Consider the following 24,709-nt stretch of genomic DNA (forward strand, 5'->3'; position numbering starts at 1 on the left):
CCAAGGACCGGATGCTGGGTCAGCAGGGTTGCGCAAGACCCTATCGCGCCTCGCTGCGTCCCCTGCGATCGCCGCGCAGATTGGCATACAGTACATGGTTTCGCCACCGGCCATTGATCTGCAGATAGCTTTGCGCGACGCCTTCATACTTGAAGCCAGCCCGTTCAAGAACCCCGCGCGAGGCGGCGTTTTCAGGCAGGCATGCGGCTTCGACACGGGACAGGTCAAGCGTGCTGAAGGCATGGTGGACCAAAGCCCCGATCGCTTCGCGCATATAGCCCTGCCGCGCGAACGGCTTGCCGATCCAGTAGCCGATGGTGCCCGATTGCGCCGGCCCGCGCCTGATGTTGTCCAGCGTGATCGCCCCCAGCAGCACACCGTCGCGACGCAGCAGAAACAGCGGCAGCGCGGTGCCACCGCGACTGGCCCGCGCGGCCCAGTATACCCGGTTGGTAAAGCTTTTCCGGGACAGGTGATCAGGCGACCAGACAGGCTCCCACGGGGTCAGGAACTCTCGGCTTTCGATCCGCAGGGCGGTCCACGCATTGAAATCCGAATGCGCCGGTAAACGCAGGACGATCCGCTCGGTTTCCAGCCGGACGGGGCGTCGGCGCGAAAACATCAGGCGGCAAGCCGCTCGGCCAGCGCCTCGCGCGATGGCGCGGACTTGACCGGCCCGTACAGCGCCAGCGCGGGACGCGCCTGCCCGATAAGCCGTTCTGCGTGGGTGCGCACGTCCGACAGCGTGACCAAGGAGATCCGTTCCGCCACTTCCGCAGGGTCCAGAACCCGCCCCCAGATCGCCAGCACCCGTGCCACACGCTCGGCCTGCGCCGACGGGCTTTCCAGCCCCATCAGCAGACCGGCGCGCAGTTGCGCCTTGGCACGCGCAAGCTCGGCCTCGGTCAGGTCCCCTGCGGCGCGCTTGATTTCATCGATGGTCAGATTGGCCAGGTCGGCGACGTCCTTGCCGCCGGTCCCGGCATAGATGGTCATCATGCCGGTATCATCGTGAAAGCCGGATTGCGCGAAGATCGTATAGCACAGGCCCCGTTCCTCGCGTATCTTCTGGAACAGGCGCGAGGACATGCCGCCTCCCAGCGCCGCCGAGAAGATCTGGGCGGCATAGAAATCAGGCGACAGATAGCCCGGCCCCTCAAGCGCCAGCGCGAAATGCGCCTGTTCCAGCTTCTTCACCCGACGCAGTTCCTGCCCCTGCCAGATCGCGCCCTCGCGCGGTTTCTGCAGGATCGGGGCCAGGTGCCCGAACGCCGCCTCGGCCAGCCGCACGATCCGGTCGTGATCGACGGCGCCCGATGCCGCGACGATCATCTGGCCGGGGCCATAATTCTCGGCCACGAACCCGGCCAGATCCTCGCGGCCAAAGCTGCTGACGCGTTCGGCCGGACCAAGGATCGGGCGGCCGATGGCCTGATCGGGATAGGCCGCCTCTTGCAGCCAGTCGAAGATGATGTCGTCGGGCGTATCCAGCGCCTGTCCGATCTCCTGCAGGATCACGCCGCGTTCGACCTCGATCTCGCGTTCGTCGAAAATCGGGTTCAGCACGATGTCTGAGATCACGTCAAAGGCAAGATCGACGTCCTGTTCCAGAACACGGACGTAATAGGCCGTGGCATCGCGCGAGGTATAGGCGTTGATGAACCCGCCGACATCCTCGATCGCTTCGGCGATCTGCAAGGCGCTGCGTGTGCTGGTGCCCTTGAACGCCATGTGTTCCAGAAAATGCGCAATGCCGTTCTGGTCGGCCCGTTCGTTCCGCCCGCCCGCGTTCACCCAGATGCCAAGCGCCGCCGAATGCAGGCCGGGCATGACGCGCGTCGCGACGCGCAATCCGTTCGGAAGGGTGGTCAGTTGCAGATGGGGGTCGGTCGTCGTCAATTCGTTCTCCGTTCAAGGATCAAGGCTTTCAAGGCGTCCACGTCGTTTTCAACCCGGCTGACGCGTTCAGGCAGATCGAACAGACCCGCCATGTGTGGCGGCAGTTCCGGGCGAACGCCTACGGCCCGTTCGACCGCATCGGGGAATTTTGCCGGATGCGCGGTGGCCAGCGTCACCATGGGAATGCCGGGTTCGACATGCTGTCGCGCGACGGCCACGCCCACGGCGCTGTGCGGGCACAGGATCTGCCCGGTTTCGTCGCGAACCGCGCGGATCATCGCCAGCGTGTCTTCCTCGCTGACGCGGCCCGACAGATACTGCTCGCGCAGGGATTGCAGGGCGCCCTGGCTGATCGTGAAGCCGCCCTGCTTCAGTTCGTCCATCAACTGCGACACGGCAGAGGCGTCGCCGCCATAGGCCAGATATAGCGCCCGTTCGAAATTCGAACTGACCTGGATATCCATGGACGGGCTGATCGAGGGATGCACCTCACCCACACGATATTCGCCGGTGGTCAGGGCGCGGTGCAGGATGTCGTTCTGGTTCGTCGCCACGATCAGCCGGCGGATCGGCACGCCCATCGCCCGCGCGATGCTGCCCGCGAAGATATCGCCGAAATTCCCGGTGGGCACGCAGAAATCCATCGGCCGCATGCCCAGGCTGGCAGCGGCGGTGAAGTAGTACACGATCTGCGCCACCACACGCGCCCAGTTGATGCTGTTGACACCCGCCAGCCCGACCCCGTCACGGAAATCGTGATCGTTGAACAGATCCTTCAGCCGCGCCTGACAATCGTCGAAATGCCCGTCCAGCGCCAGCGCGTGGACATTGGCGGCATCAGGGGTCGTCATCTGCCGGCGCTGCACCTCGCTGACGCGGCCATGCGGGAACATGATGAACACGTCCACATTGTCGATGCCCTTGAACGCCTCGATCGCGGCGCTGCCGGTATCGCCCGAGGTCGCCCCGACGATGGTGATCTTCTGGCCGGACCGTTTCAGCGCGATCTGGAACAGCTGCGCGATCAGCTGCATCGCGAAATCCTTGAACGCAAGCGTCGGCCCATGGAACAGTTCCAGCAGGTGATGGCCGGGCGCAAGCTGATGCAAAGGTGCCTTGGCGGTGTGTTCGATGCGGCCATAGGCACGGTCGATGGCACCACGCAGTTCGGCGTCAGAGAAGCTGTCGCCGGTGAACGGACGGATGACGCGGAACGCGATCTCTTCGTATGGCAGGCCGTCAAGTTCCGTGATCGCGCCGAAACCGGGCACGGCTTCCGGCAGATACAAACCGCCGTCGCGGGCCAGTCCCGACAGCATGGCCTGTTCGAAATTCAGCACCGGGGCCTGCCCCCGCGTCGAGACGTAGCGCATCGTCATTCCTTCAGTAGGTCCGCCGCCTGATACGCCAGATCAGAGCGACTGTCATCCCTGCCCAGACCGCTGCGATCATGAACCATTGCACGGCGTAGGACAGGTGATTGTTGGGGATGCCCTCGATAGCGACCGGGATCGGTTCGACCCCCTGCGCGTCGCCTTCGACAAGACTTGCGACAACCAGGACCGGCTGGGTATCAAGTTGCCGCGCCATGGCGGGCACATCGCGGGCAAACCAGATATTCTCGTCCAGATTGGGCTCGGGCGTGGCGCTAGCCTTTTCGTCGGGCCAGTGCAGGTTGCCGCGAATGGTCAGGCGCGTCGGGCCGCGTTGCGCATGCCGCGCCTGCTGCGGCACGAAACCGCGATCGACCATGATCGCGCGCCCGTCATCGGTCATGAAACGCGAGACGATCTGATATCCCCCGCCCTGTTCCTTGGTGCCGGACAGCACGTCGATCTCGTCCCCCGTCGTGGTCCCGCTGACGGTGACGGGCATGTATTTCATCGACGGATCGACCGTGTCCGGCAAGGGAACCGGTTCCGCGTCGATGCGGGTCTGGATCTGGCTCAGCATGCCTTGCTTCCATTCCAACCTGCGCAGCTGCCACGTCCCCAACTGGATCAGGATGGCACATCCGACGATGCCGAGGAGGAGGGGAAACAGATAGCGACGCATGGAACGGGAATGCCTGCCAAAAGAAAACGCGCGGGGCCAGCCCGCGCGCCAGAATGAAAACCGGCTGGGATCTAGCTGCCCCAGATATAGACGGCACCGAACAGGAACAGCCAGACGACATCGACGAAGTGCCAGTACCAGGCGGCGGCCTCGAAGCCGACATGCTGTTCCTGGCTCATCTGTCCGCGGGTAAAGCGGAACAGGCACACCGCCAGGAAGATCGTGCCGATGATGACGTGAAGGCCGTGGAACCCGGTCGCCAGATAGAACGCGCTGGCATACGAGGTGTCGGCAAGGCCGAAAGCCGCGTGGCTGTATTCGTAAGCCTGCAGAACCGAGAAGAACACACCAAGGACGATCGCCACGATCAGGCAGTTGATGGTGGTCTTGCGGTCGTTTTCATGCACCAGCGCGTGGTGCGCCCAGGTGACCGCGACGCCTGACAGAAGCAGGATCAGCGTGTTGATCAGCGGCAGGTGCCAAGGATCGAATGTCACGATGCCTTCGGGCGGCCAGACGCCATCCCTGATCGGGCTTTCCGGCCCCATCGGGTACAGCGCGTTCTTGAACCAGTTCCAGAACCACGCGACGAAGAACATCACCTCGGAGATGATGAACAGGATGAACCCGTATTGCAGGCCGATCCGCACGACCGGGGTGTGGTCGCCTTCCTCGCCTTCATGGATCACATCGGCCCACCAGCTATACATCGTGTACAGCACGCCGACGAAACCGATCAGGAACAGCCACGGACCCGAGACCGGAATCCAGAACAGATGCACCTCTTCTGCATGCATCCAGCCGACGGCACCATACAGCATCAGGAAGGCCGAGATCGCGCCGATAAAGGGCCAGATGGACGGCGGAAGAATATGATAGTCGTGGTTCTTAGCGTGCGCCATGGTCAGATCCCCGTCGGCTCCTCGTGCTAGCTTATGCTTAGTTGACGTTATCGGCCGGGGCAGCGTCAAGCGCCGCCTGCTTCGGCTCGGTCCGGTGGAAGGTATAGGACAGGGTGATGTCCCTGACCCAGCTTGCGTCGCGGTCGTTCACCAGTTCGGGATCGACGAAGAAGCTGACCGGCATCTCGACCCGTTCGCCGGGCTTCAGTGTCTGCTCGGTGAAGCAGAAGCACTGGATCTTGTCGAAGTAATACCCCGACACATCGGGCGCGACATTATAGCTGGCGGTGCCGGTGATCGTCTGGTCCGAATTGTTCACCGCCTCGAAATAGGCCATGGCGTTCTGGCCAATGTGCACATCCATGCGGGTCTGCATGGGGCGGAACGTCCAGTCCAGATTCTTGTCGACATTCGCGTCAAATCGCACCCGCACGACTTCGTCCAGGACCTCGTCGGGCGCTTGGGTCGACACCTGGGTCGTGCCGCCGAACCCCGTCACGCTGCAAAACCAGTTGTAGAAGGGAACGGCCGCCCAGGCCAACGCCCCCATGGTCAGCACAACCCCGACCAGCGCCACGACAGTTTTCGAATTGCGGTTCATTGCTGCACCTCTTTCGTCGTCGTTTCGGTTCCGCCGTCCTGCCCCTCTTCCGGCAGCACCGAAACGCGCGGCTGATGGTCATAGGCCTCCATCAGGTCGCCCTGGCGGACCTTGACCACCGTCAGGGCAAAGACCAGCGCGACGAAACCCGCCAGCACCAGACCCAGCCCGACATTGCGCGACCGACGACGGCGGTGCAGTTCGTGTTCGGCGTTTCGTGCCATCGCCATTACCATCCGACGCCGACCCAGTGCTGAACCAGCAGCGCTAGGAAATGCAGGAACGTGTAATACAGCGACAGCCGGAAGAACCGCCGTTCCACTGCATAGTTGTCGGCAATCGCCGCGTCCTCGTCGCGGCGCATGACGCGCCAGCCGCCCAGAATGAACAGGATGTTCAGCACCGCCGCGACCGCCATGTAAAGCGGACCGCCGACCGATGTCAGACCCAGCCAGATCGCGAACGGTGCCAGCACCAGCGTGTAGGCAAAGATATGGCGCCGCGTCACCGAGCGACCGTGTGTGACGGTCAGCATCGGCACGCCGGCCTTGTGATAGTCTTCCTTCATGAACAGCGCGAGCGCCCAGAAATGCGGCGGCGTCCAGAAAAAGATCAGCGCGAACATCAGCAGTGATTCGATGCCCACGCCACCCGTCGCACAGGCCCATCCGATCATCGGCGGGAATGCCCCGGCCGCACCACCGATGACGATGTTCTGCGGCGTCCAGCGCTTCAGCCACATCGTGTAGATGACGGCGTAGAAGAAGATCGTGAAGGCAAGGAAGGCGGCTGCGAACCAGTTGGCGACCAGACCCAGCATCATCACCGAGACGCCGGACAGCGCCAGACCCAACCCCAACGCCTCGCCACCTGTTACGCGTCCCGACGGGATCGGGCGCGACTGGGTGCGCCGCATCACCGCGTCGATATCGGCATCATACCACATGTTCAGTGCGCCGGACGCGCCGCCGCCAAGCGCGATGAACAACACCGAACAGAACGCGATGAACGGATGCACATCAATGGGCGCGACCGACAGGCCGACGAAGGCGGTGAACACCACCAGCGACATGACACGCGGCTTCAGCAGCGCCACATAATCGCCGAATTCAGCCTCGTGGGCACCCTCGTATGCGTTGATATCGGTCATTGCGCGTTCGTTCGTCCGGTTGTCGGATCAGTCGGCCTTGGCTAGCTGCAGCCGCGCGTCCTCGGGCAGGCCAAGCGCGGCCTGCTGCTGTTCGGGCATGGTGCCGCCCTGTTCGGCCACCCATGCGGCATAGACCTCGGGGCTGACGGCCTTGACCACGATCGGCATATAGGCGTGGTTGATCCCGCACAGTTCGCTGCACTGGCCGAAATAGACGCCCTCCTGATCGACATTGAACCAGGCCTGCGCGATGCGGCCGGGCACCGCGTCCTGCTTGATGGCAAAGGCCGGGATGGTCCAGCTGTGGATCACGTCATTGGCCGTGACCTGCAGCAACACGGTCTTGCCGACAGGCACAACCACGGCCGTATCGGTCGCCAGAAGATATTCGTCTTCGCTGTATCCGTAATCGGCAAGCTCTTCCTTGGTCAGCATGATCGAATCGAAGCTGAGGTCGTTGTCGGGATATTCATAGGACCAATACCACTGGTTGCCGATCGCCTTGATGACGATATCCGGGTTGGGCGGCATTTCCTGGCTGCGGAATAGCGCCGGCAGCGAGAAGGCCCCGATGGCGACAAGGATCAGCACCGGAACCAGGGTCCAGGCAACTTCAAGCGGAGTATTGTGGGTGAACTTCGCCGGGACGGGATTGGCGCGACTGTTGTAGCGGAAGATCACGATCAGCAGCAGCGCACAGACGAAGACCGTGACGACCGTGATGATGATCAGCACGAAGTGATCCAGCCACTGCTGATCATGCGCCAACTCGGTCGCGGCGGGTTGAAACCCCAGCCCCTTGGCGTGAGGTTTGCCGATCGTCGGCAGATCGCCCAATACATCCTGCGCCACAGCGCCGCTGGCTACCATTCCCGCGGTCGCCAGCCCCGAAGCTGCCGCGACTGCACGGCGAATCATCGCTTTTGCCATCATTCCATCCCGTTGCGTTGGCCCGGCCGCAATGGCCGAGGGGGCCGCTCTGGGCCGCCCCTTTCCCTTTCACATGGCTCGTTCTATGACCATATTACAGACTTACGGGCAAGTGATACCTAGGAAATAGGCACGAATTTCAGACGCCGTTCGCGTCGTGCAGACCAAAATTCCGGCCCGCAACCAAGGAGTCCCAACAGATGAGCCGCGACCGCTTCGACCCGTTCAGCCAGTTTCTGGATCGCGACCGGGCTCTGCGCATCTTGCGCGACGCGGTGACCGGCGCGGATGACGGAGAACTGTTCCTGGAGCGTTCCGTGGCCGAAACCCTGATCTTCGACGACGGCAGGCTGCGCAATTCGGGCTATACCGCCGAACAGGGTTTCGGCCTGCGGGCCGTGCGCGGCGAGGTGACCGGATACGCCCACTCGACCGAGATTTCCGAGCAATCCCTGCGGCGTGCGGCAGAAACGGCGCGGCTGGCGGTGGGTGCCGGGGGTGCACAAATGGCCGACGAGGCACCGATGCAGGCGACACCGCTTTACGGTGCGGCGGACCCTGCCGAGGGGATTCCGGTCGCCCGGCGGATCGAGTTGTTGCGTCAGATCGATGACTATGCGCGCCGTCTGGATCCGCGAGTCGTGCAGGTCACAGCCTCGATCGCCTCATCGCTGCAAGAGATCGCGATCCTGCGGCCCGAAGGCGGGCTTGTCACCGATATCCGCCCGATGGCGCGACTGAATGTCGCAGTCATCGTCGAGAACAACGACCGCCGCGAATCCGGAAGCCACGGCGGTGGCGGGCGCGTTTCCCTGGAAGGCCTGATGGATCCGGCCCACTGGCGCAACGCGGTGGACGAGGCGCTGCGGATCGCGCTGGTCAACCTGCGGTCCGTGCCCGCGCCGGCAGGGGTGATGGACGTCGTTCTTGGCCCCGGCTGGCCCGGCATTCTGCTGCACGAGGCCGTCGGCCACGGGCTGGAAGGCGATTTTAACCGCAAGAAGGCCTCGGCCTTTGCCGGTCTGATGGGTCAAAGGGTGGCCGCGCCCGGCGTCACCGTCGTCGACGACGGCACCATACCCGATCGACGAGGATCGATCAGCGTCGACGACGAGGGAACGCCCCCGGCCCGCAACGTGCTGATCGAGGACGGGATCCTTGTCGGCTACATGCAGGATCGTCAGAACGCCCGGCTGATGGGGGTCGCCCCCACCGGCAATGGCCGCCGCGAAAGCTTTGCCCATGCGCCCATGCCGCGGATGACGAACACCTACATGCCGGGCGGCGACACCGATCCTGCCGCGATCCTTGCCGACCTGAAGGACGGCATCTACGCCGTCGGCTTCGGCGGCGGACAGGTGGACATCACCAACGGCAAGTTCGTATTCTCCTGCACCGAAGCCTATCGCGTGAAGGACGGCATCGTGGGCGACCCGATTCGCGGCGCCACGCTGATCGGCGATGGCGCGACCGCCCTGCAACAGATCCGGGCCGTCGGAAACGACATGGCGCTGGACCCCGGCATCGGCAATTGCGGCAAGCAGGGCCAGTGGGTGCCCGTCGGTGTCGGTCAACCGACGCTGATGATCGGCGGATTGACGGTCGGCGGTTCGGCACCCTGAGACCGGCCCGGTCGGTAACCTTGTATTAACCACTGTTGCGCTATGCCTTGTCACGAGATGAGGCGGAGGCAGCATGGATACCGGTCATATTCCCTTCGGCACCCCCGGCACCCCACTTGCCGCGAAGGGCGACGATCTAGGCTTTCTTCGTCTCATCCGTTCCCGGCGCGTCGGCCCCGCGACGTTTCACCGACTGCTTGCCGAACATGGCAGCGCCGGTGCCGCGCTGGAGGCGTTGCCCGCCATCGCGGCGGCAGCCGGGGTCAATGACTATCAGGTCTGTCCCGAAGGCGTCGCGGCGGCGGAACTGGCGGCGGGCCGCAAGGCCGGGGCACGCCTGATCCGCTGCGATTCGCCGCTGTATCCCGACGCGCTGCGCCAGATCGACGGCGCGCCTCCGGTACTGTGGGTCCGCGGCGATCCGCATTGGCTGTCGCGCGATGCTGTCGCGGTGATCGGCGCGCGCAACGCGTCGTCGCTGGGGCTGCGCATGGCCCGCGGCATGTCGGCCGGTCTGGGCGAATGCGGCTGCACGGTCGTCGCCGGACTGGCGCGCGGGGTGGATACTGCCGCGCACAACGCCAGCCTTCCCACCGGAACCGTCGCCGTGATGGCCGGCGGTGTCGATGTGATCTACCCTGCCGAGAACGTCGTGCTGGCAGCCCAGATCGCGGAAAAAGGCGCCCTTGTTTCCGAACAGCCGCCGGGAACGGAACCCGCCGCACGGCATTTCCCGACCCGTAACCGCATCATCTCGGGCCTGTCGCGCGCGGTGGTGGTGATCGAGGCTGCGCATCGCTCGGGTACGCTGATCACCGCCAGGAACGCGCTGGATCAGGGGCGCGAGGTGATGGCGGTGCCCGGACATCCGATGGATGCCCGCGCGGCTGGCTGCAACCTGCTGATCCGCGACGGTGCTTTGCTGGTCCGCAGCGCCAGCGACGTGGTCGCGGCATTGGCCGAGCGCGGCGAGGCGCCCGCGACGCGAACCGATGATCCGGCGCCGCGCCACCGGCCTGGCACTGTCCCGCGGGCCAACGACGCGATCAGGAATGCGGTCAACCGGGATGCCGGCGGCCCCGTTCAACTGGAAGCCCGGATCCTGTCGCGCCTGACCCCAAGCCCGACTGAGGAAAACGACCTGATCCGCGATCTTGGCGTCCCCGCCTCAAGCGCCAGCGCCGCGATCCTGTCACTTGAACTGCAGGGACGCCTGACGCGGCTTGCGGGCGGTCGTCTGGCGCTCAGTTGAACGGCCCCGAATTCACCGACCGTTGACAGTCCCCTGCCCCGCACCCATGTTGCCGCCCCATTGAACGGTCCCTGAGGTGCAAATGCCCGTCGTCGTCGTCGAGTCCCCGGCCAAGGCCAAAACCATCGAGAAATATCTCGGCGGCGACTATCGTGTTCTGGCGAGTTTCGGCCATGTCCGAGACCTGCCGCCCAAGGACGGCAGTGTCGATCCGGACGCCGATTTCGCGATGAAATGGGAAGTCGCCAGCGACAGCAAGAAGCACCTGAAGGCGATCCGCGACGCGCTGAAGGACGATCAGAACCTGATCCTGGCCACCGACCCCGACCGCGAGGGCGAGGCGATCAGCTGGCACCTGCTGGAGGCCCTTGCCCCGGCACTGAAGAAGGGCAGCGAGGTCAACCGCGTCACCTTCAACGCGATCACCAAGACCGCCGTCAGCGAGGCGATGAAGAATCCGCGCCAGATCGACCAGGCGCTGGTCGATGCCTATCTGGCGCGGCGCGCCCTAGACTATCTGGTTGGGTTCAACCTGTCGCCCGTGCTGTGGCGCAAGCTGCCGGGCGCGAAATCGGCGGGACGCGTGCAGTCGGTCTGCCTGCGGCTGATCGTCGACCGCGAGATGGAGATCGAGGCGTTCAAGCCCCGCGAATACTGGTCTGTCCATGCAAGGCTGGCGACACCCGGCGGACATGAATACGACGCGCAGTTGGTCTCGCTGGCCGGGTCGAAGCTGGACCGCTTTGATCTGCCTGATGCCGAAAAGGCCGCGATGGCGGTCAGCGCACTGTCGTCTCGGGATCTGAAGGTCTCGGGCGTGGTGGCCAAGCCCGCCAGCCGCAATCCCTGGCCGCCCTTCATGACCTCGACCCTGCAGCAAGAGGCCAGCCGCAAGATGGGCATGGGCGCCAAGGCCTGCATGTCGGCGGCGCAGCGCCTGTATGAGGCAGGGCTGATCACCTATATGCGGACCGACGGCATCGACATGGCGCCCGAGGCGGTGATGGCCGCCCGCGACGCGATCAAGGCCAAGTTCGGCGAGAATTACCTGCCCAAATCGCCGCGCATGTACAAGAACAAGGCCAAGAACGCGCAGGAAGCCCACGAATGCATCCGGCCCACCGACATGATGTTGTCGCCCGACAAGCTGAAGGTCAGCGCCGAGGATCAGCGCAAGCTGTATGACCTGATCTGGAAGCGCACCATCGCCAGCCAGATGGAAGCGGCGCGGATGGAACGCACCACCGTCGATATCGAAAGCCCGGATCGGCAGGTCGGCCTGCGCGCGACGGGTCAGGTGATGCTGTTCGACGGGTTCCTGCGCGTCTACGATCAGGGCCGCGACGATGACGAGGGCGAAGACAGCGCGCGCCTTCCCGCCATCAGCGAAGGCGAGGATGCGAAACTGGTCGCCAAGGCGTTCGAGCCTGAATTCACCAAGTCCCGCGACAAGGGGGGCGACGTGCCGGACGCACCGTCAGGGCAGCGCGCGGCACCGGGATTGCTGATGAACGACGCGGCTTCCACCGCCGCCCGCCAGCATTTCACCCAACCCCCGCCCCGCTATACCGAGGCAACACTGGTCAAGCGCATGGAAGAACTGGGCATCGGTCGCCCCTCGACCTATGCCAGCATCGTGACCACGATCCAGGACCGCGAATACGTCCGCAAGGACAAGAACCGCCTGATCGCCGAGGACAAGGGCCGGTTGGTCACGACCTTCCTTGTGAAATACTTCCCGCGCTATGTCAGCTATGACTTCACCGCCGATCTTGAGAACGAACTGGACGAGATCAGCGCCGGCGACCTGATCTGGCGCGACGTGCTGGGGCGCTTCTGGAAGGATTTCTCGAAAGCGCTTGAAGGCACCTCGGACCTGCGGATCTCCGAGGTTCTGGATGCGATCGACGACGCGCTGGCCCCGCATCTTTACCCGCCGCGCGCCGATGGCGGCGATCCGCGCGAATGTCCGCTGTGCGGCAAGGGCCGCCTGAACCTGAAGACCGCACGATCGGGTGGCGCCTTCATCGGCTGTTCGAACTATCCCGAATGCCGCTTTACCCGGCCATTGTCGGCACCCGACGGGGAAGAACCCGTGGGCGACCGCATTCTGGGCGAGGACGGCGGCGACCAGATCAGCCTGAAGACCGGACGTTTCGGCCCCTATGTTCAGCGCGGCGAGGCCACCGAAGACACGCCGAAGCCGCCCCGCGCGTCGATCCCTAAAGGCTGGGATGCCGCGGCCTTGGATCTGGACAAGGCGTTGCAACTGCTGTCGCTGCCGCGCCCCATCGGCCCGCATCCCGACGACGGCGTGCTGATCGAGGCGGGAATCGGGCGCTATGGCCCATATGTGAAGCATGATCGGAAATACGCGAACCTGCCTGATGTGGACGAAGTGTTCACCATCGGCATGAATCGCGCGGTCGAGGTTCTGGCGGCCAAGCAGACGCGCGGCCGCGCGGCAGCCGCAGCCCCGCTGAAAGAGCTTGGGGATCACCCCGATGGGGGTGCGATTCAGGTGATGAACGGCCGCTATGGCCCTTATGTCAAATGGGAAGAGATCAACGCGACCCTGCCCCGCGACGCCTCGCCCGACGAGATCACGAAGGAACAGGCGCTTGAACTGATCGCAGCCAAGGCTGCGAAGTCCCCCAAGAAGGCGGTCAGGAAACCCGCCGCGAAGAAGGCGACGGCGAAGAAGCCCGCAGCGAAGAAACCCGCCAAGAAGACCGCCGAATAACCCGCAACGGCGTCAGCGCAGATCCTTCGCGATCTGCGCGGCCGCATCCAGAAAGCTGTCGCGCACCGGCGCGGCATGCGGGTTTTCGCGCAGGATCGTGCGCAGCAGTTCGGGCGAATCCGCCCCGACCATCCGGGCGGCCTGGACCAGATGCCGGAAGCTGGCGGTGGTCAGGCGGTCGGGCAGTGGCCCAAGCTGCGAAAGCCCGCGCGCGACCAGATGCGTCAGCCCCTGCACCACCGCCATCTCGCGGTCATGCTGATCGGGCGTCGTTCGCAGAACCCGCAGTCCCAGCCGCCGCAGCAGTGCCGCGGCACGCCTGTGGCCCGCCCCGCGCAGCGGACACCAGGCGATGCGATGCCCGTCCAGCCCGTCGCGCGCGCTTTCCGGGCCGAACAGCGGATGGCTGGCGACGATCTGCACATGACCGGGCAGGATCCGCTGCATCATCTGCGCCGGGCGGATCTTTACCGATGCGACATCGACGACCATCGCGCCAGGCGACAGATGCGCCGCGATCCGGTGCAGCACCTCCTCCATCCGCGGCAGCGGCACCGCCAGAACGACGATCTGGCAGCGCGCGGCGTCCTCCAGATCGACCTGCGGCAGATCGTTGGCACGCATCACCGGGTCGCAGACGCAAACCGGCATATGATGGCGCAGATGGCGCGCGATCAGTTGACCGAACGCACCGAAGCCGATGACGGCAAGGCGCGGAAGTTCCGGGTGGTGAAACACGGCAGGACCTTTCGATAAGGCGCAAGGTCGTGATGTTCTTTTCCGATCAACCGCACGGCCCGCGCGGTTGACATGATTGTTCCCCCGCTATGATTGCGGGCGGCGATACAGGGAAAAGATGGCATTTCTGCGGTTCATGCCGCTCAGATGGGCCAGCGGGCGGCATGATGTCAAGTCCCGCCGCTAACAGCGGGCGGTCCGATTGACACCGGTTGGTCGGCGGGCCATGACTTCTGCCGAACCTGTATCCATGAGGGGAGGACCGATGAAAAAGGTCTATGCCAATGCAACCGAGGCCCTGGACGGTCTCTTGCATGACGGGATGTTCATCTCGGCCGGGGGGTTCGGCCTTTGCGGCATCCCCGAATTGCTGATCGACGCGATCGTGGACAGCGGCGTCAAGGAACTGACCATCGCCAGCAACAATTGCGGGATCGACGGCTTCGGCCTGGGCAAGCTGCTGGATACCAAGCAGATCAGGAAGATGCTCAGCTCGTACGTCGGCGAGAATGCCGAGTTCATGCGCCAGTACCTGTCGGGCGAGCTTGAACTGGAGTTCAATCCCCAGGGCACGCTGGCCGAACGGATGCGCGCCGGCGGCAGTGGCATTCCGGGCTTCTACACCAAGACCGGCGTGGGCACCCGGATCGCCGAGGGCAAGGAAGTGAAGGTCTTCGACGGCGAGGAATTCATCCTGGAACGCGGCATTGTCGCGGATCTGTCGATCGTGAAGGCGTGGAAGGCCGACGACACCGGCAATCTTGTGTTCCGCAAGACCGCCCGCAACTTCAACCCGCCCGCCGCCATGTCAGGCAAGGTCTGTGTCGCCGAGGTCGAGGAAATCGTGCCGCGCGGATCCCTGGACCCCGACCACATCCACCTGCCCGGCATCTATGTGCACCGCCTGATTCAGGGTCAGCACGAGAAGCGGATCGAGAAAGTCACCACCCGCAAGCGTGAGGAGGTCTGACATGGCCAGTGAACTGAAAGGCTGGGATCGCGACCAGATGGCCGCCCGCGCCGCCGAGGAACTGGAAGACGGCATGTATGTGAACCTTGGCATCGGCATTCCGACGCTGGTGGCGAACTATGTCGGCGACAAGGACATCACGCTGCAGTCGGAAAACGGCATGCTGGGGATGGGGCCCTTCCCGTTCGAGGGCGAGGAAGATCCCGACCTGATCAATGCCGGCAAGCAGACCATCACGGAACTCAGCCGCACCTCGTATTTCGACAGTGCGACAAGCTTCGGCATGATCCGCGGCGGCAAGATCGCGGCCGCCGTGCTGGGCGCGATGGAAGTGGCCGAGAACGGCGATCTGGCCAACTGGATGATCCCCGGCAAGCTGGTCAAGGGCATGGGCGGCGCAATGGATCTGGTCGCCGGCGTCAAGCGGGTGATCGTCGTGATGGACCACACCAACAAGGCCGGCGACTCAAAGCTGCTGAAGGAATGCACGCTGCCGCTGACCGGCAAGGGTGTCGTGAACCGGATCATCACCAATCTGGGTGTGCTGGACGTGGTCGAGGGCGGGCTGAAGATCGTCGAAACCGCCGACGGCGTGACGGAAGATGATATCCGCGCCGCGACCGAGGCGACGATCGTCGCCTGAGATCGCATCGCAGTGCGACACCGATGGCGGGGGGCCTTGCCCCCCGTCGCCGATTCCGGCGCCCCCCCCGAATATTTGCGCAAGAAAGAAGCCGCCGAGGCCGATGATGACACCCGACCAGATCAGCCCGCTTTTCACGCGCGACGATGGCACGTTCTTCTGCGCAAGGTGGAACCGGCCGGTCGCGCCGGTGATCTTCGGACTGACCGAAGAGACGCTGGACATCTTTCGCAGTGCGATCCGGGCGGGGTTCGCCCATGCGGGCCACCCGGTGACAGACGCCGATCCGGAAATGGGCAGCAACCTGATGCTGTTCTTCATGCGCGACTGGAACGAGCTTGAAGGTATCCCGGACCTGGATCGCCTGACCGGGATGGCCGGTCTGCCATCACGTCTGATTGGATCCTCAGCGGATCAGTACAGGCTTTTTCGCTTTGACCCGGATGGCGGCATCCGTGCCTGCCTGATCTTCGTCCGGATGTCCGGCGCTTTGGCCGATTCGCACCCGGCCCGCCTGGCCGAGGCGCTTGTGATGCGCAGCGCACTGACCTTCGCGCGCGACGTGACGCCGTCCTCCGAACTGGCGGCGCTGATCCGCGCGGCCTATGATCCCGTGCTGCCCGTCACCGCGACCGACCACAGCCACGCGTTGCGCCTTGCGGCGCGCATGGCCCCACGCTGAGACGAACCATGGCGCCCGCCGCGCGCGAAGCGCGCCTCCGGCCCAGCGGCAGCGACCGGGATGGGCCACGCCCATCCCGTCCCCTTTGCAACGGGTGCGGCCGATGATCCGGGCGTCGGGCAATTGCAGGCGGCATGATGCAGGCCTAGGATGGCCGACATGAGCCATTCCCTGAACCTGCGCGTCTATTACGAAGACACCGACCTGGCGGGAATCGTCTATTACGCCAACTACCTGAAGTTCATCGAACGAGGACGCTCTGAGTGGCTGCGCGACCTGGGGGTCGATCAGGTCGACATGAAAGAAACCGAGGGGCGTGTCTTCGCGGTGCGGCGGATCGAGGCCGACTATCTTCGGCCCGCCCGGTTTGACGACATGCTTCAGGTCGTCACCAGCCTGCATCAGCTGACCGCCGCGCGGGTGGTGGTTGATCAGGCCGTGCACCGCGACGGTGACACGCTGTTCAATGCGCGTGTGACGATCGCCTGCCTGGACCGGACCGGACGCCCCGTCCGGTTGCCGCCAGCGGTTGGGTCACGGCTGCGACAGGTCCGAACATGAACATTCCACGCCGCATCGCCATGTGGTCCGGGCCGCGCAACCTGTCGACGGCGATGATGCGCAGCTTCGGCTCACGCGGCGACTGCGCCTGTGTGGACGAGCCCTTTTACGCCCATTATCTGCTGAAGACCGGCCTGCCCCACCCGATGCGCGACGAGGTGATCGCAAGCCAACCCGCCGATTGGCGGGACGTCCTGCCCGCACTGACGACCGAGCCGGTGAAGGCAGACGTCCAGTACCAGAAACACATGGTTCAGCATATGCTGCCGGGCATGGATCTGGACTGGACCGATCGGGTGACCAACGTCTTCCTGATCCGCGAACCCGAACGGGTCGCGGCCTCTTTCGCGGCCAAGCGCGGACTGCCGGACGCAGCAGAGCTTGGCTTTTCGCGGCAATGGCAGATGTATCGTCACATGGCCAAGCGCAGCCCCGCACCTGTCGTGATCGACAGTGCCGATATCCGCCGCGACCCGGCCCGTGCCCTGCGGGCGCTGTGCGACGCCATCGACATCGCATGGACCGACCGGATGCTGGCTTGGCCCGCCGGGGCCAGGCCCGAGGATGGCGTCTGGGGCAAGGTCTGGTACGATGCCGTCAACGCCTCGACCGGGTTTGCAGGGGCCGAGGGGCCGTTGCCGCGGCTTGAAGGTGAACTTGCCGGCCTGGCCGCGGCGCTGCGTCCCGACTATGAGGCGATCGCCGCCCACCGACTGCGGCTTGACTGATCGCCCGCGGGCGGCGAATTGACGGCATTGTGTTGCGGCAGGGGTTAAAACCGCTGCTAGAGAAGGGCTAGAAGGCCCGGCAAAACGGCGCTCGTGAAGATGAGGCAGTGACGATGGAACCCATTCAGGCCGCGCAGGCCCTCGATTTTTCGCTGGTGGCGCTGTTCGCGCGCGCCTCGCTGACGGTCAAGATCGTGATGATCCTGCTGATCGTCGCCTCTTTCTGGAGCTGGGCGATCATCATCCAGAAATTCCTGGCCTTCGCGGCATCCCGGCGCGAGGCCGCCCGCTTCGACCGCGCCTTCTGGTCGGGCGAGCCGCTGGACGATCTGTATGACCGGCTTGGCGAACGCCCCAAGGGTGCCTCGGAACGTATCTTCGCCGCCGGCATGACCGAATGGCGGCGCAGCCACCGCGATGACGGCGCACTGATCCCCGGTGGCGTTCAGCGGATCGACCGGGCGATGAACGTCTCTATCCAGCGCGAAGAATCCCGTCTTTTCCGGGGACTGTCATTCCTCGCCACGGTCGGATCGACCGCCCCCTTCATCGGCCTGTTCGGCACCGTCTGGGGCATCAAGACCGCGTTCGAAGGCATCGCGATGTCGCAGAACACCAGCCTTGCCGTCGTGGCCCCCGGCATTGCCGAGGCGCTGTTGGCAACCGCGCTTGGCCTTCTGGCGGCGATTCCCGCCGTGATCTTCTACAACAAGCTGTCGGGCGACGCCGAACGCGTGGTCGGCAACTGGGAAGCCTTCGCAGACGAATTTTCGACCCTGCTGTCACGGCAGCTTGACGGCGAGGCCTGATCCGATGGCCGACGTCGTCAAACGGGTCAGCCGGAAGGGCCGCGGGCGGCGGCGCAACTCCCCCATGTCCGAGATCAACGTCACGCCTTTCGTGGATGTGATGCTGGTGCTGCTGGTGATCTTCATGGTGGCAGCCCCGCTGATGACCTCTGGCGTGCCCCTGAACCTGCCCAAGACCGCGGCAACCGCCGTGCCTTCGGAACCCGAGGAGCCGCTGGTCATCTCGATCCCCGCAGAGGGCGCGATCACGCTGATGAACGAGCCGGTCGGCGATGAAGAGGTCGTCGGCAGACTGCGCGCCGTGCTGGAGGAACGTCAGAGCGACAAGATCTTCCTGCGCGCCGACGGCACGATCCCCTATGCCCGCGTGGTCCAGGTCATGGGCGCGCTGAACGCCGCCGGATACACCAATATCGTGCTGGTCACCGATACCGGCGGCCCGCGCATGGATGGCTGATCCATGGAGGAACGCGACGGCCGCATTGGATACTGGGTTTCGGGGATCGCGCATCTTTCGCTGATCCTGTGGGCGCTTCTGGGCGGTGCGTTGTTCAGGCCGCAGCCTTCGATGCCGGTCCGAACCAGCGAGGTCGCCACCATGAGCGGCGCGGAGTTCGAGGAATACGCCGCCGCCTCTCGCGGGGCCGGGCCGGTCTCCAGCGAGGCGACGGCCGTCGCGACGATGCCTGAACCCGAAACCGAGGAGACGGCCGGCGAAGCACCGGCCGACGCCAGCGCACCCGATGCAGAAGATGCGGCGCAGGAACTTGCGCAACCGGACGACGGTTCTGACGCGCAGCCGGATCTGAGCGATTTCCAGGATCGCGACCCGATCGACGTGGCCAGCGACCTGCCCGAGGCACCGCCCGCCCCCGAGCCACAGGAAACCGTGCCCGACACGCCAGCCGCGACGGTTGCGCCCTCGGCGGCCCTGCCGCCTGCCCCGCCGTCGGCACCTGCACAAGACGAAGCCGCCGCTCCGGTTCCGCCCCGTTCGGCGTTGGCGCTGGACGACTCTCCCCGCCCGAATGAGCGGCCCGAAGACCTGGTCGAGGCATATCAGGCACGCATCGCTGCGCAGCAGGAAGCCGCCCGGCAGGCAGCTGCCGAAGCCGAAGCGCAGGCCGAAGCGGAACGACAGGCGGCGCAGGAAGCCGCGCGCCAGGAGGCCGAAAGACAGGCCGCAGCCGAGCGTGAACGCCAGCAAGCCGAAGTCGCCGCACAAGCAGAAGCCGAGGCGCAGGCCGAGGCAGAGCGTCAGGCCCAGGAGGCGGCGCGCGAGGAACGGCAACGTCAGGCCGCCGAGGCGCAGGCGGAAGAGGAACGCAGGGCCGAAGAAGCCCGCCGCGAGGAAGAACGCCAAGCGGCCGAGGCGGCCGCGCGCGAAGCTGAAGAGCGCCGCGCCGAAGAGGAACGCCGGCAAGCCGAACAAGCCGCGCGCGAAGAAGAGGAACGCCGCGCCGCCCAAGAGGCCGCGGAGGCTGAGGAAAGACGGCAGGCCGCCGAGCGCGCAGCCCAAGAGGCAGAGGAACGTCGCGCCGCTGCGGAACGCGAGGCAGAAGAACGCGAGGCTGCCGACCGGCAGGCGCTGGAAGATGCGCTTCGCGAGGCCCAGGATGGCGATGCGGGCGCCGAGGGGCAGGACACGGCCTCGACCGGCGACACGGTCGGCGGCAACCGGCAGCGCATCGAAGGCGGCGACGGTGCGTCGGCGGCACAGGATCCGCTGGCGGCTGCACTGTCGGGCGCGCTGTCGGGCAGCACATCGCAGGACAGCGGTGACACGCCGGACGCCGAGACTCAGCCTCAGCCGGATCCGCTGCAACTGAACCCGGTGCCGATCACGCCGACGCCCCTGCCCGACCCGGATCAGCGGTCCGAGGCCGAGACCGGAACCGGGGGGGCTGCGCCGCTTGGCCAGCCCCTTTCGATTTCCGAACGCGACGGTTTCAGAACCGCGATCCAGCAATGCTGGAACGTCGGCGCGTTGTCGCTGGAGGCCGCGCGGATGGATGTCTCGGTCGAGTTCAGGATGACACCGGATGGACGGCCCGACCCCGCCAGCCTGCGGATGGTCGATCAACGCGGCGGATCACAGACCGCTGCCCAGAACGCTTTCGAGGTCGCGCGCCGCGCGATCATCATGTGCGGGCGCAGCGGCTATGAGCTTCCGCCCGGAAAATACGGCCGCTGGCGCGAAGTGATTGTTGATTTTCGCCCCGACGGCATCGGATTCGAATGATGGCGCATAGGCACGATAACCGGGTTTCGCGCCGCCGCCGATACGACTAGAGAGGACGACATGTTCCGGACCCTGACATTTGCCCTGGCCCTTGGCCTGACCACCGCCCCGTTCACCGCCCTGCCCGCACTGGCGCAGGACGTCCCCTTGCGCATCGAGATCACCGACGGCGTGGTCGAACCGATGCCGATCGCGATCCCCGCGTTCTTCGGCGATGACGAAGTGGCCCGGAAGGTCCGCGATGTGGTCGCCTCGGATCTGACCGGGACCGGACTGTTCCGCGAAATCCCGGCTGACGCGCAGATCGCAAGGCCCGACAGTTTTTCCGATGCGATCGCCTACGAGGATTGGCGTGCGATCAACGCACAGGCGCTGGTGACCGCCGAGGTGACCCAGGCCGGCGAGGATATCAGCGTCAAGTTCCGGCTGTTCGACGTGTTCGCGGGCCAACAGCAGGGCGACGGGATGCAGTTCGACGCCCGCGCCGGTGACTGGCGTCGTGCCGCCCACAAGATCGCCGATCAGATCTATTCGCGCCTGACCGGCGAGGCACCGTATTTCGACAGCCGCGTGGCCTTCGTGCAGGAGACCGGGCCCAAGAACGCCCGGATCAAACGGATCGGCGTGATGGATTACGACGGCGCCAACACGCTGTGGATGACCGACAGCTCCTCGCTGGTCCTGGCTCCTCAATTCTCGCCCGACGGCAAGTCCTTGCTGTATGTCAGCTATGACAGCGGCTTTCCCCAGATCCGGGTGATGGACGTGGCCAGCGTGTCCTCGCGGCCACTGACCCAAAGCGGCGACAGCATGGCCTTTGCGCCGCGTCATTCCCCGGATGGGCGCTGGGTCGTGTATTCGCTGGAAAAGGGCGGAAACACAGACATCTACCTGATGGATGCCGCGACCGGGGCGCAACGCGCCCTGACCGACGCGCCCTCGATCGAGACATCGCCCAGCTTCAGCCCCGACGGCAAGCGGATCGTGTTCGAATCCGACCGTTCCGGCACGCCGCAACTGTATATCGTCGGCCTCGAGGGTGGCGAACCCACGCGGATCAGCTTCGGCGATGGGCGCTATGGCTCGCCCGCGTGGTCGCCCAAGGGCGACATGATCGCCTATACCCACCAGGTCGGCGAGAAATTCCATATCGGCGTCATGCGGACCGATGGCTCGAACGAGAAAAACCTGACGGAATCTTTCCTTGACGAGGGTCCGACCTGGGCGCCCAATGGGCGCGTTGTGATGTTCACGCGCGTGACACCGGGCGGCAACGGTCAGCCCCGGCTGCATTCGGTGGACATCACCGGCCGGAACATGCGGCCGCTTGATCTTGACTTTGCTGCCTCGGACCCGTCTTGGGGTCCGCTGATGCCGTGAACAAGCCGACCGACGCGAGAATCGCCCGAAGGATGACCCGATGCCCCCCTGGATGAAGCCCGCCTCTGCCGCCTGCTTGCTGATCCTTGCAGCCTGCGCACAACCCGCGCCGCCGGCGCAGCAGGTCTATGATCCCTACGCCAATTCCGGTTCCGGCGCCCTGTATCAGGGCGATCTGGCCGGGGGCACGCTTGGTGCCGAGGCATCGGCGCAGTATTTCAGCCAGCAGGTCGGGGATACCGTCCTGTTCCCCTCTGGCCAGACCGCGCTGACGCCGGATGCCCGCGCGGTGCTGGCGCGGCAGGCCGAATGGCTGAACAAGCACGGCAATTTCTCGGCGGTCCTTCAGGGCCACGCCGAAGAGACCGGCACACGCGAATACAACCTCGCGCTGGGTGCGCGCCGCGCCAGTGCAGTGCAGGAATACCTGATCGCCCAAGGGGTCGGCTCCGACCGGATCCGCACCCTCAGCTTCGGCAAGGAACGACCGGCCGAGACCTGTTCGGACGAGGCGTGCTATGCCAAGAATCGCCGGGTCGTGACGGTCGTCAGCGAAACCGGGGCCGGATCGTGATTCGCGGGCTGGCCGCACTGTTGATCCTGGTGCCGCTGGCCCTGCCGGTCGCGGCACAGGAACCGACGCTGGCCGATCTGCGTGGCCAGTTGTCGTCACTGCGCAGCGATCTTCAGTCCCTGCGCGCCGAACTTGTGGCCTCGGGTGCGTCCGGTTTCCAGGCCGCAGGCGGCGAGAGCGCCATCGACCGCATGAACTGGATGGAACAGCAGATCGCACGACTGACCGGCCAGACCGAGCAGTTGCAGAACCGGATCAACCGGATCGTCGAAGACGGCACACGCCGGATCGGAGATATAGAATTCCGGCTGTGCGAGATGGACGAAACCTGCGACCTGGGCGCGCTGACCACGCCAGAACTGGGCGGTCTGGCCTCGGGCGGGGCGACGGCAGTCCAGGTGGCACCGTCACAGCCAGCCGATGTCATGCCGGACGGCACGGAAAAGGCGACGACAGCGGCGGAACAGGCCGATTTCGACATGGCCAACGAGGCGCTGAAAAGCGGGGATTTCCAGCGCGCGGCGCAACTGTTCGGGGCGGTCGCCGACAAGCACGCCGGCGGCCCGCTGACGGCCGAGGCATTGTTCCTGCGGGGCGCGGCCTTGGACAGCGGCGGTAAACCCAAGGCCGCCGCCGCCGCATGGCTGGAAGGATTTGCGGCGGCGCCCGACGGGCCGCGCGCGGCGCAAAGCCTTCTGGGTATCGCGCGGGTAATCGCCGCCGACGGCGATCCGATGGCCGCCTGCCTGTATCTGGCCGAGATCCCGGCGCGTTTTCCCGGCAGCGAACATGCGGCCGAGGCGGAACGCAGGATGACGGTACTGAACTGCGGCAATCTGGATCTTGGCCTGTCAGGCGCAGATCCCACCCTGCCGGACGGCGCCGTCGATTTCGGGGATCTGGACCCCGAGGCTGCCGCCGACCTGGCCGAGTACGAGTGATCCCGGCATCATGACGACGCGCGCCGCCGATCCATCCGCGCGCATCCGCGACACGCTGGACCGGCTGGCCGGCGACATGCCGGCGCTGGGTGTGGCGGTCTCGGGCGGCGGCGATTCGATTGCACTGATGCATATCATCGCGGACTGGGCGTGCGGACGCCGGGTGATGATCGCCACCGTCGATCACGGCCTGCGCGCGGCCAGCGCGGACGAGGCGCATCACGTGCATCGCTCGGCGCTGGCCTTGGGTCTGCAGCACGCCACCCTTCTGTGGCAGCGCGACACGACCGCAGGCAACCTGATGGCCAGCGCCCGCGACGCACGGCTGCGGCTGCTGTCGGGTTGGGCACGGCGCAACGACCTTCCTGCCGTTGTCCTGGGCCACACGCGCGATGATCAGGCCGAAACGCTGATGATGCGGCTGGAACGCGGGTCTGGCATCGACGGGCTGGCGGGAATGGCGGACTGGCGCGACGCCTTCGGGATGCGCTGGCTGCGTCCCATGCTGGATGTGGGCCGGGACGAGTTGCGCGACTGGCTGCGCGGACGCGGGATCGGCTGGATCGACGACCCCAGCAACGACAATGACGACTTCGACCGCATCCGAGTCCGCAAGGCGATCGCGTCGATCGGTCTTGATACGGCGGCGCTGGCGCGGGCGGCCCAACATATCGGTGCGGCGCGTGATGCGTTGGCCCACTACGCCGCCGAAGCCGCATCAGAGGCCGTAATCGAAAACGGTCGCATCATCTTGTCCCGACGACCGCTTCGCGACGCGCCGACGGAAATCCGACGCCGCCTGCTGGTCGCGGCCTGCCGCTGGATCACCGGCGCCGACTATCCCCCGCGCCGTGCCACCCTGCTGCATGCCTTGCAGGCGCTGGCATCCGGCAGCCGGGTCACACTTGACGGCGCGCTGATCGAACCGGCAGGCGACCGGATCCGGATCGGGCGCGAGCCCGCAGCGGCGATCCGCGCCGGGGACGGTTGCGGCCCCGTCTGGGACAATCGCTGGAAGATCGACGGACTGACCCCGGGTCAGACGGTTTCCGCGCTGGGATTCCCGTCCCTGCGCGAGATCGCCTGGCGTGGGCGCGGCCTGTCCCGGGACGACGCCGCCGCAAGCCCCGCGATCCGTCAGGACGGCAGGCTGATCGCCGCGCCGCTGCTGCGGCCCGCTGCGAATATCCGGATTCGGCCGGTCCGCGACGCGGCGGATTTTCGCAGTCTGCTGATGGCGCATTGAACCTGCGGCGATAATCCCTATTTTCATCCTAAACCGATTTC

The 24,709-nt window shown here is 65.5% G+C and carries 25 protein-coding genes; 15 read left to right on the forward strand and 10 right to left on the reverse strand.

Annotation, left to right across the window (positions count from 1 at the left end):
* Positions 1 to 40: 40 nt before the first annotated feature.
* The 9 genes from J7359_RS05675 to coxB form a co-directional block, all read right to left on the reverse strand.
* Positions 41 to 622, reverse strand: a complete 582-nt coding sequence (locus tag J7359_RS05675; RefSeq protein WP_209055565.1) for a GNAT family protein — start codon at positions 620 to 622, stop codon at positions 41 to 43.
* Complete coding sequence (locus tag J7359_RS05680) at positions 622 to 1,899, reverse strand: pitrilysin family protein (protein WP_280637483.1); 1,278 nt, start codon at positions 1,897 to 1,899, stop codon at positions 622 to 624. The genes J7359_RS05675 and J7359_RS05680 overlap by 1 nt, the downstream gene beginning before the upstream one ends.
* Positions 1,896 to 3,272, reverse strand: coding sequence for a threonine synthase (gene thrC / locus J7359_RS05685; protein ID WP_209055657.1), 1,377 nt, complete (start codon positions 3,270 to 3,272; stop codon positions 1,896 to 1,898). Before thrC ends, J7359_RS05680 begins: the two co-directional genes overlap by 4 nt.
* Positions 3,273 to 3,282: 10 nt before the next feature.
* Positions 3,283 to 3,954: an SURF1 family protein gene (locus tag J7359_RS05690; RefSeq protein WP_209055566.1), complete on the reverse strand. Its 672-nt coding sequence runs from the start codon at positions 3,952 to 3,954 to the stop codon at positions 3,283 to 3,285.
* Positions 3,955 to 4,025: 71 nt separating this feature from the next.
* A complete protein-coding gene (locus tag J7359_RS05695; protein ID WP_209055567.1) occupies positions 4,026 to 4,856 on the reverse strand; it encodes a cytochrome c oxidase subunit 3 in 831 nt (276 codons plus the stop codon).
* 37 nt (positions 4,857 to 4,893) lie between these two features.
* Entirely contained in the window at positions 4,894 to 5,457 is a 564-nt protein-coding gene (locus tag J7359_RS05700) for a cytochrome c oxidase assembly protein (RefSeq protein ID WP_209055568.1), read from the reverse strand.
* Positions 5,454 to 5,681, reverse strand: a complete 228-nt coding sequence (locus tag J7359_RS05705) for a hypothetical protein (protein WP_209055569.1) — start codon at positions 5,679 to 5,681, stop codon at positions 5,454 to 5,456. Before J7359_RS05705 ends, J7359_RS05700 begins: the two co-directional genes overlap by 4 nt.
* Before the next feature lie 5 nt (positions 5,682 to 5,686).
* Complete coding sequence (gene cyoE, locus J7359_RS05710; RefSeq protein WP_209055570.1) at positions 5,687 to 6,607, reverse strand: heme o synthase; 921 nt, start codon at positions 6,605 to 6,607, stop codon at positions 5,687 to 5,689.
* A gap of 27 nt (positions 6,608 to 6,634) precedes the next feature.
* The gene (gene coxB, locus J7359_RS05715; RefSeq protein ID WP_209055571.1) at positions 6,635 to 7,540 is read right to left on the reverse strand and encodes a cytochrome c oxidase subunit II; all 906 of its coding nucleotides are present in this window, start codon (positions 7,538 to 7,540) and stop codon (positions 6,635 to 6,637) included.
* A 197-nt stretch (positions 7,541 to 7,737) separates the two neighbouring features.
* On the opposite strand from coxB, the gene tldD reads away from it, so the two are divergent.
* From tldD to topA, 3 genes are all read left to right on the forward strand, one after another.
* Positions 7,738 to 9,159, forward strand: coding sequence for a metalloprotease TldD (tldD, locus tag J7359_RS05720; protein WP_209055572.1), 1,422 nt, complete (start codon positions 7,738 to 7,740; stop codon positions 9,157 to 9,159).
* 73 nt (positions 9,160 to 9,232) lie between these two features.
* Positions 9,233 to 10,411, forward strand: a complete 1,179-nt coding sequence (dprA, locus tag J7359_RS05725) for a DNA-processing protein DprA (protein WP_209055573.1) — start codon at positions 9,233 to 9,235, stop codon at positions 10,409 to 10,411.
* 82 nt (positions 10,412 to 10,493) lie between these two features.
* Entirely contained in the window at positions 10,494 to 13,154 is a 2,661-nt protein-coding gene (topA, locus tag J7359_RS05730) for a type I DNA topoisomerase (protein ID WP_209055574.1), read from the forward strand.
* 12 nt (positions 13,155 to 13,166) lie between these two features.
* Here the strand turns inward: topA and J7359_RS05735 are convergent, their stop codons facing one another.
* Entirely contained in the window at positions 13,167 to 13,892 is a 726-nt protein-coding gene (locus J7359_RS05735; protein WP_209055575.1) for a prephenate dehydrogenase, read from the reverse strand.
* Between the two features lie 265 nt (positions 13,893 to 14,157).
* Between J7359_RS05735 and J7359_RS05740 the strand changes: the two genes are divergently transcribed.
* From J7359_RS05740 to tilS, 12 genes are all read left to right on the forward strand, one after another.
* Positions 14,158 to 14,862: a CoA transferase subunit A gene (locus J7359_RS05740; protein WP_209055576.1), complete on the forward strand. Its 705-nt coding sequence runs from the start codon at positions 14,158 to 14,160 to the stop codon at positions 14,860 to 14,862.
* 1 nt (position 14,863) lies between these two features.
* Positions 14,864 to 15,505 carry a CoA transferase subunit B gene (locus tag J7359_RS05745; protein WP_209055577.1) on the forward strand — a complete coding sequence of 214 codons (642 nt, stop codon included), beginning with the start codon at positions 14,864 to 14,866 and terminating at the stop codon, positions 15,503 to 15,505.
* A gap of 106 nt (positions 15,506 to 15,611) precedes the next feature.
* A complete protein-coding gene (locus tag J7359_RS05750; protein ID WP_348524339.1) occupies positions 15,612 to 16,187 on the forward strand; it encodes a hypothetical protein in 576 nt (191 codons plus the stop codon).
* A gap of 159 nt (positions 16,188 to 16,346) precedes the next feature.
* Positions 16,347 to 16,748: a tol-pal system-associated acyl-CoA thioesterase gene (gene ybgC, locus J7359_RS05755; protein ID WP_209055579.1), complete on the forward strand. Its 402-nt coding sequence runs from the start codon at positions 16,347 to 16,349 to the stop codon at positions 16,746 to 16,748.
* Positions 16,745 to 17,476 carry an HAD family hydrolase gene (locus tag J7359_RS05760; RefSeq protein ID WP_209055580.1) on the forward strand — a complete coding sequence of 244 codons (732 nt, stop codon included), beginning with the start codon at positions 16,745 to 16,747 and terminating at the stop codon, positions 17,474 to 17,476. The genes ybgC and J7359_RS05760 overlap by 4 nt, the downstream gene beginning before the upstream one ends.
* 113 nt (positions 17,477 to 17,589) lie before the next feature.
* On the forward strand, positions 17,590 to 18,285 hold the full coding sequence (gene tolQ / locus J7359_RS05765; RefSeq protein ID WP_209055581.1) for a protein TolQ: 696 nt from the start codon (positions 17,590 to 17,592) through the stop codon (positions 18,283 to 18,285).
* 4 nt (positions 18,286 to 18,289) lie between these two features.
* Positions 18,290 to 18,742 carry an ExbD/TolR family protein gene (locus J7359_RS05770; protein ID WP_209055582.1) on the forward strand — a complete coding sequence of 151 codons (453 nt, stop codon included), beginning with the start codon at positions 18,290 to 18,292 and terminating at the stop codon, positions 18,740 to 18,742.
* A 3-nt stretch (positions 18,743 to 18,745) separates the two neighbouring features.
* The gene (locus J7359_RS05775; RefSeq protein ID WP_209055583.1) at positions 18,746 to 20,527 is read left to right on the forward strand and encodes a protein TolA; all 1,782 of its coding nucleotides are present in this window, start codon (positions 18,746 to 18,748) and stop codon (positions 20,525 to 20,527) included.
* A gap of 60 nt (positions 20,528 to 20,587) precedes the next feature.
* The gene (tolB, locus tag J7359_RS05780; protein ID WP_209055584.1) at positions 20,588 to 21,907 is read left to right on the forward strand and encodes a Tol-Pal system beta propeller repeat protein TolB; all 1,320 of its coding nucleotides are present in this window, start codon (positions 20,588 to 20,590) and stop codon (positions 21,905 to 21,907) included.
* Positions 21,908 to 21,947: 40 nt separating this feature from the next.
* On the forward strand, positions 21,948 to 22,481 hold the full coding sequence (gene pal / locus J7359_RS05785) for a peptidoglycan-associated lipoprotein Pal (protein ID WP_209055585.1): 534 nt from the start codon (positions 21,948 to 21,950) through the stop codon (positions 22,479 to 22,481).
* On the forward strand, positions 22,478 to 23,422 hold the full coding sequence (locus tag J7359_RS05790) for a tetratricopeptide repeat protein (RefSeq protein WP_348524340.1): 945 nt from the start codon (positions 22,478 to 22,480) through the stop codon (positions 23,420 to 23,422). Before pal ends, J7359_RS05790 begins: the two co-directional genes overlap by 4 nt.
* Positions 23,423 to 23,432: 10 nt before the next feature.
* The gene (gene tilS, locus J7359_RS05795; protein WP_209055586.1) at positions 23,433 to 24,668 is read left to right on the forward strand and encodes a tRNA lysidine(34) synthetase TilS; all 1,236 of its coding nucleotides are present in this window, start codon (positions 23,433 to 23,435) and stop codon (positions 24,666 to 24,668) included.
* Positions 24,669 to 24,709: the final 41 nt, after the last annotated feature.

Source organism: Paracoccus sp. R12_2, from assembly GCF_017744015.1.
Lineage (GTDB): Bacteria > Pseudomonadota > Alphaproteobacteria > Rhodobacterales > Rhodobacteraceae > Paracoccus.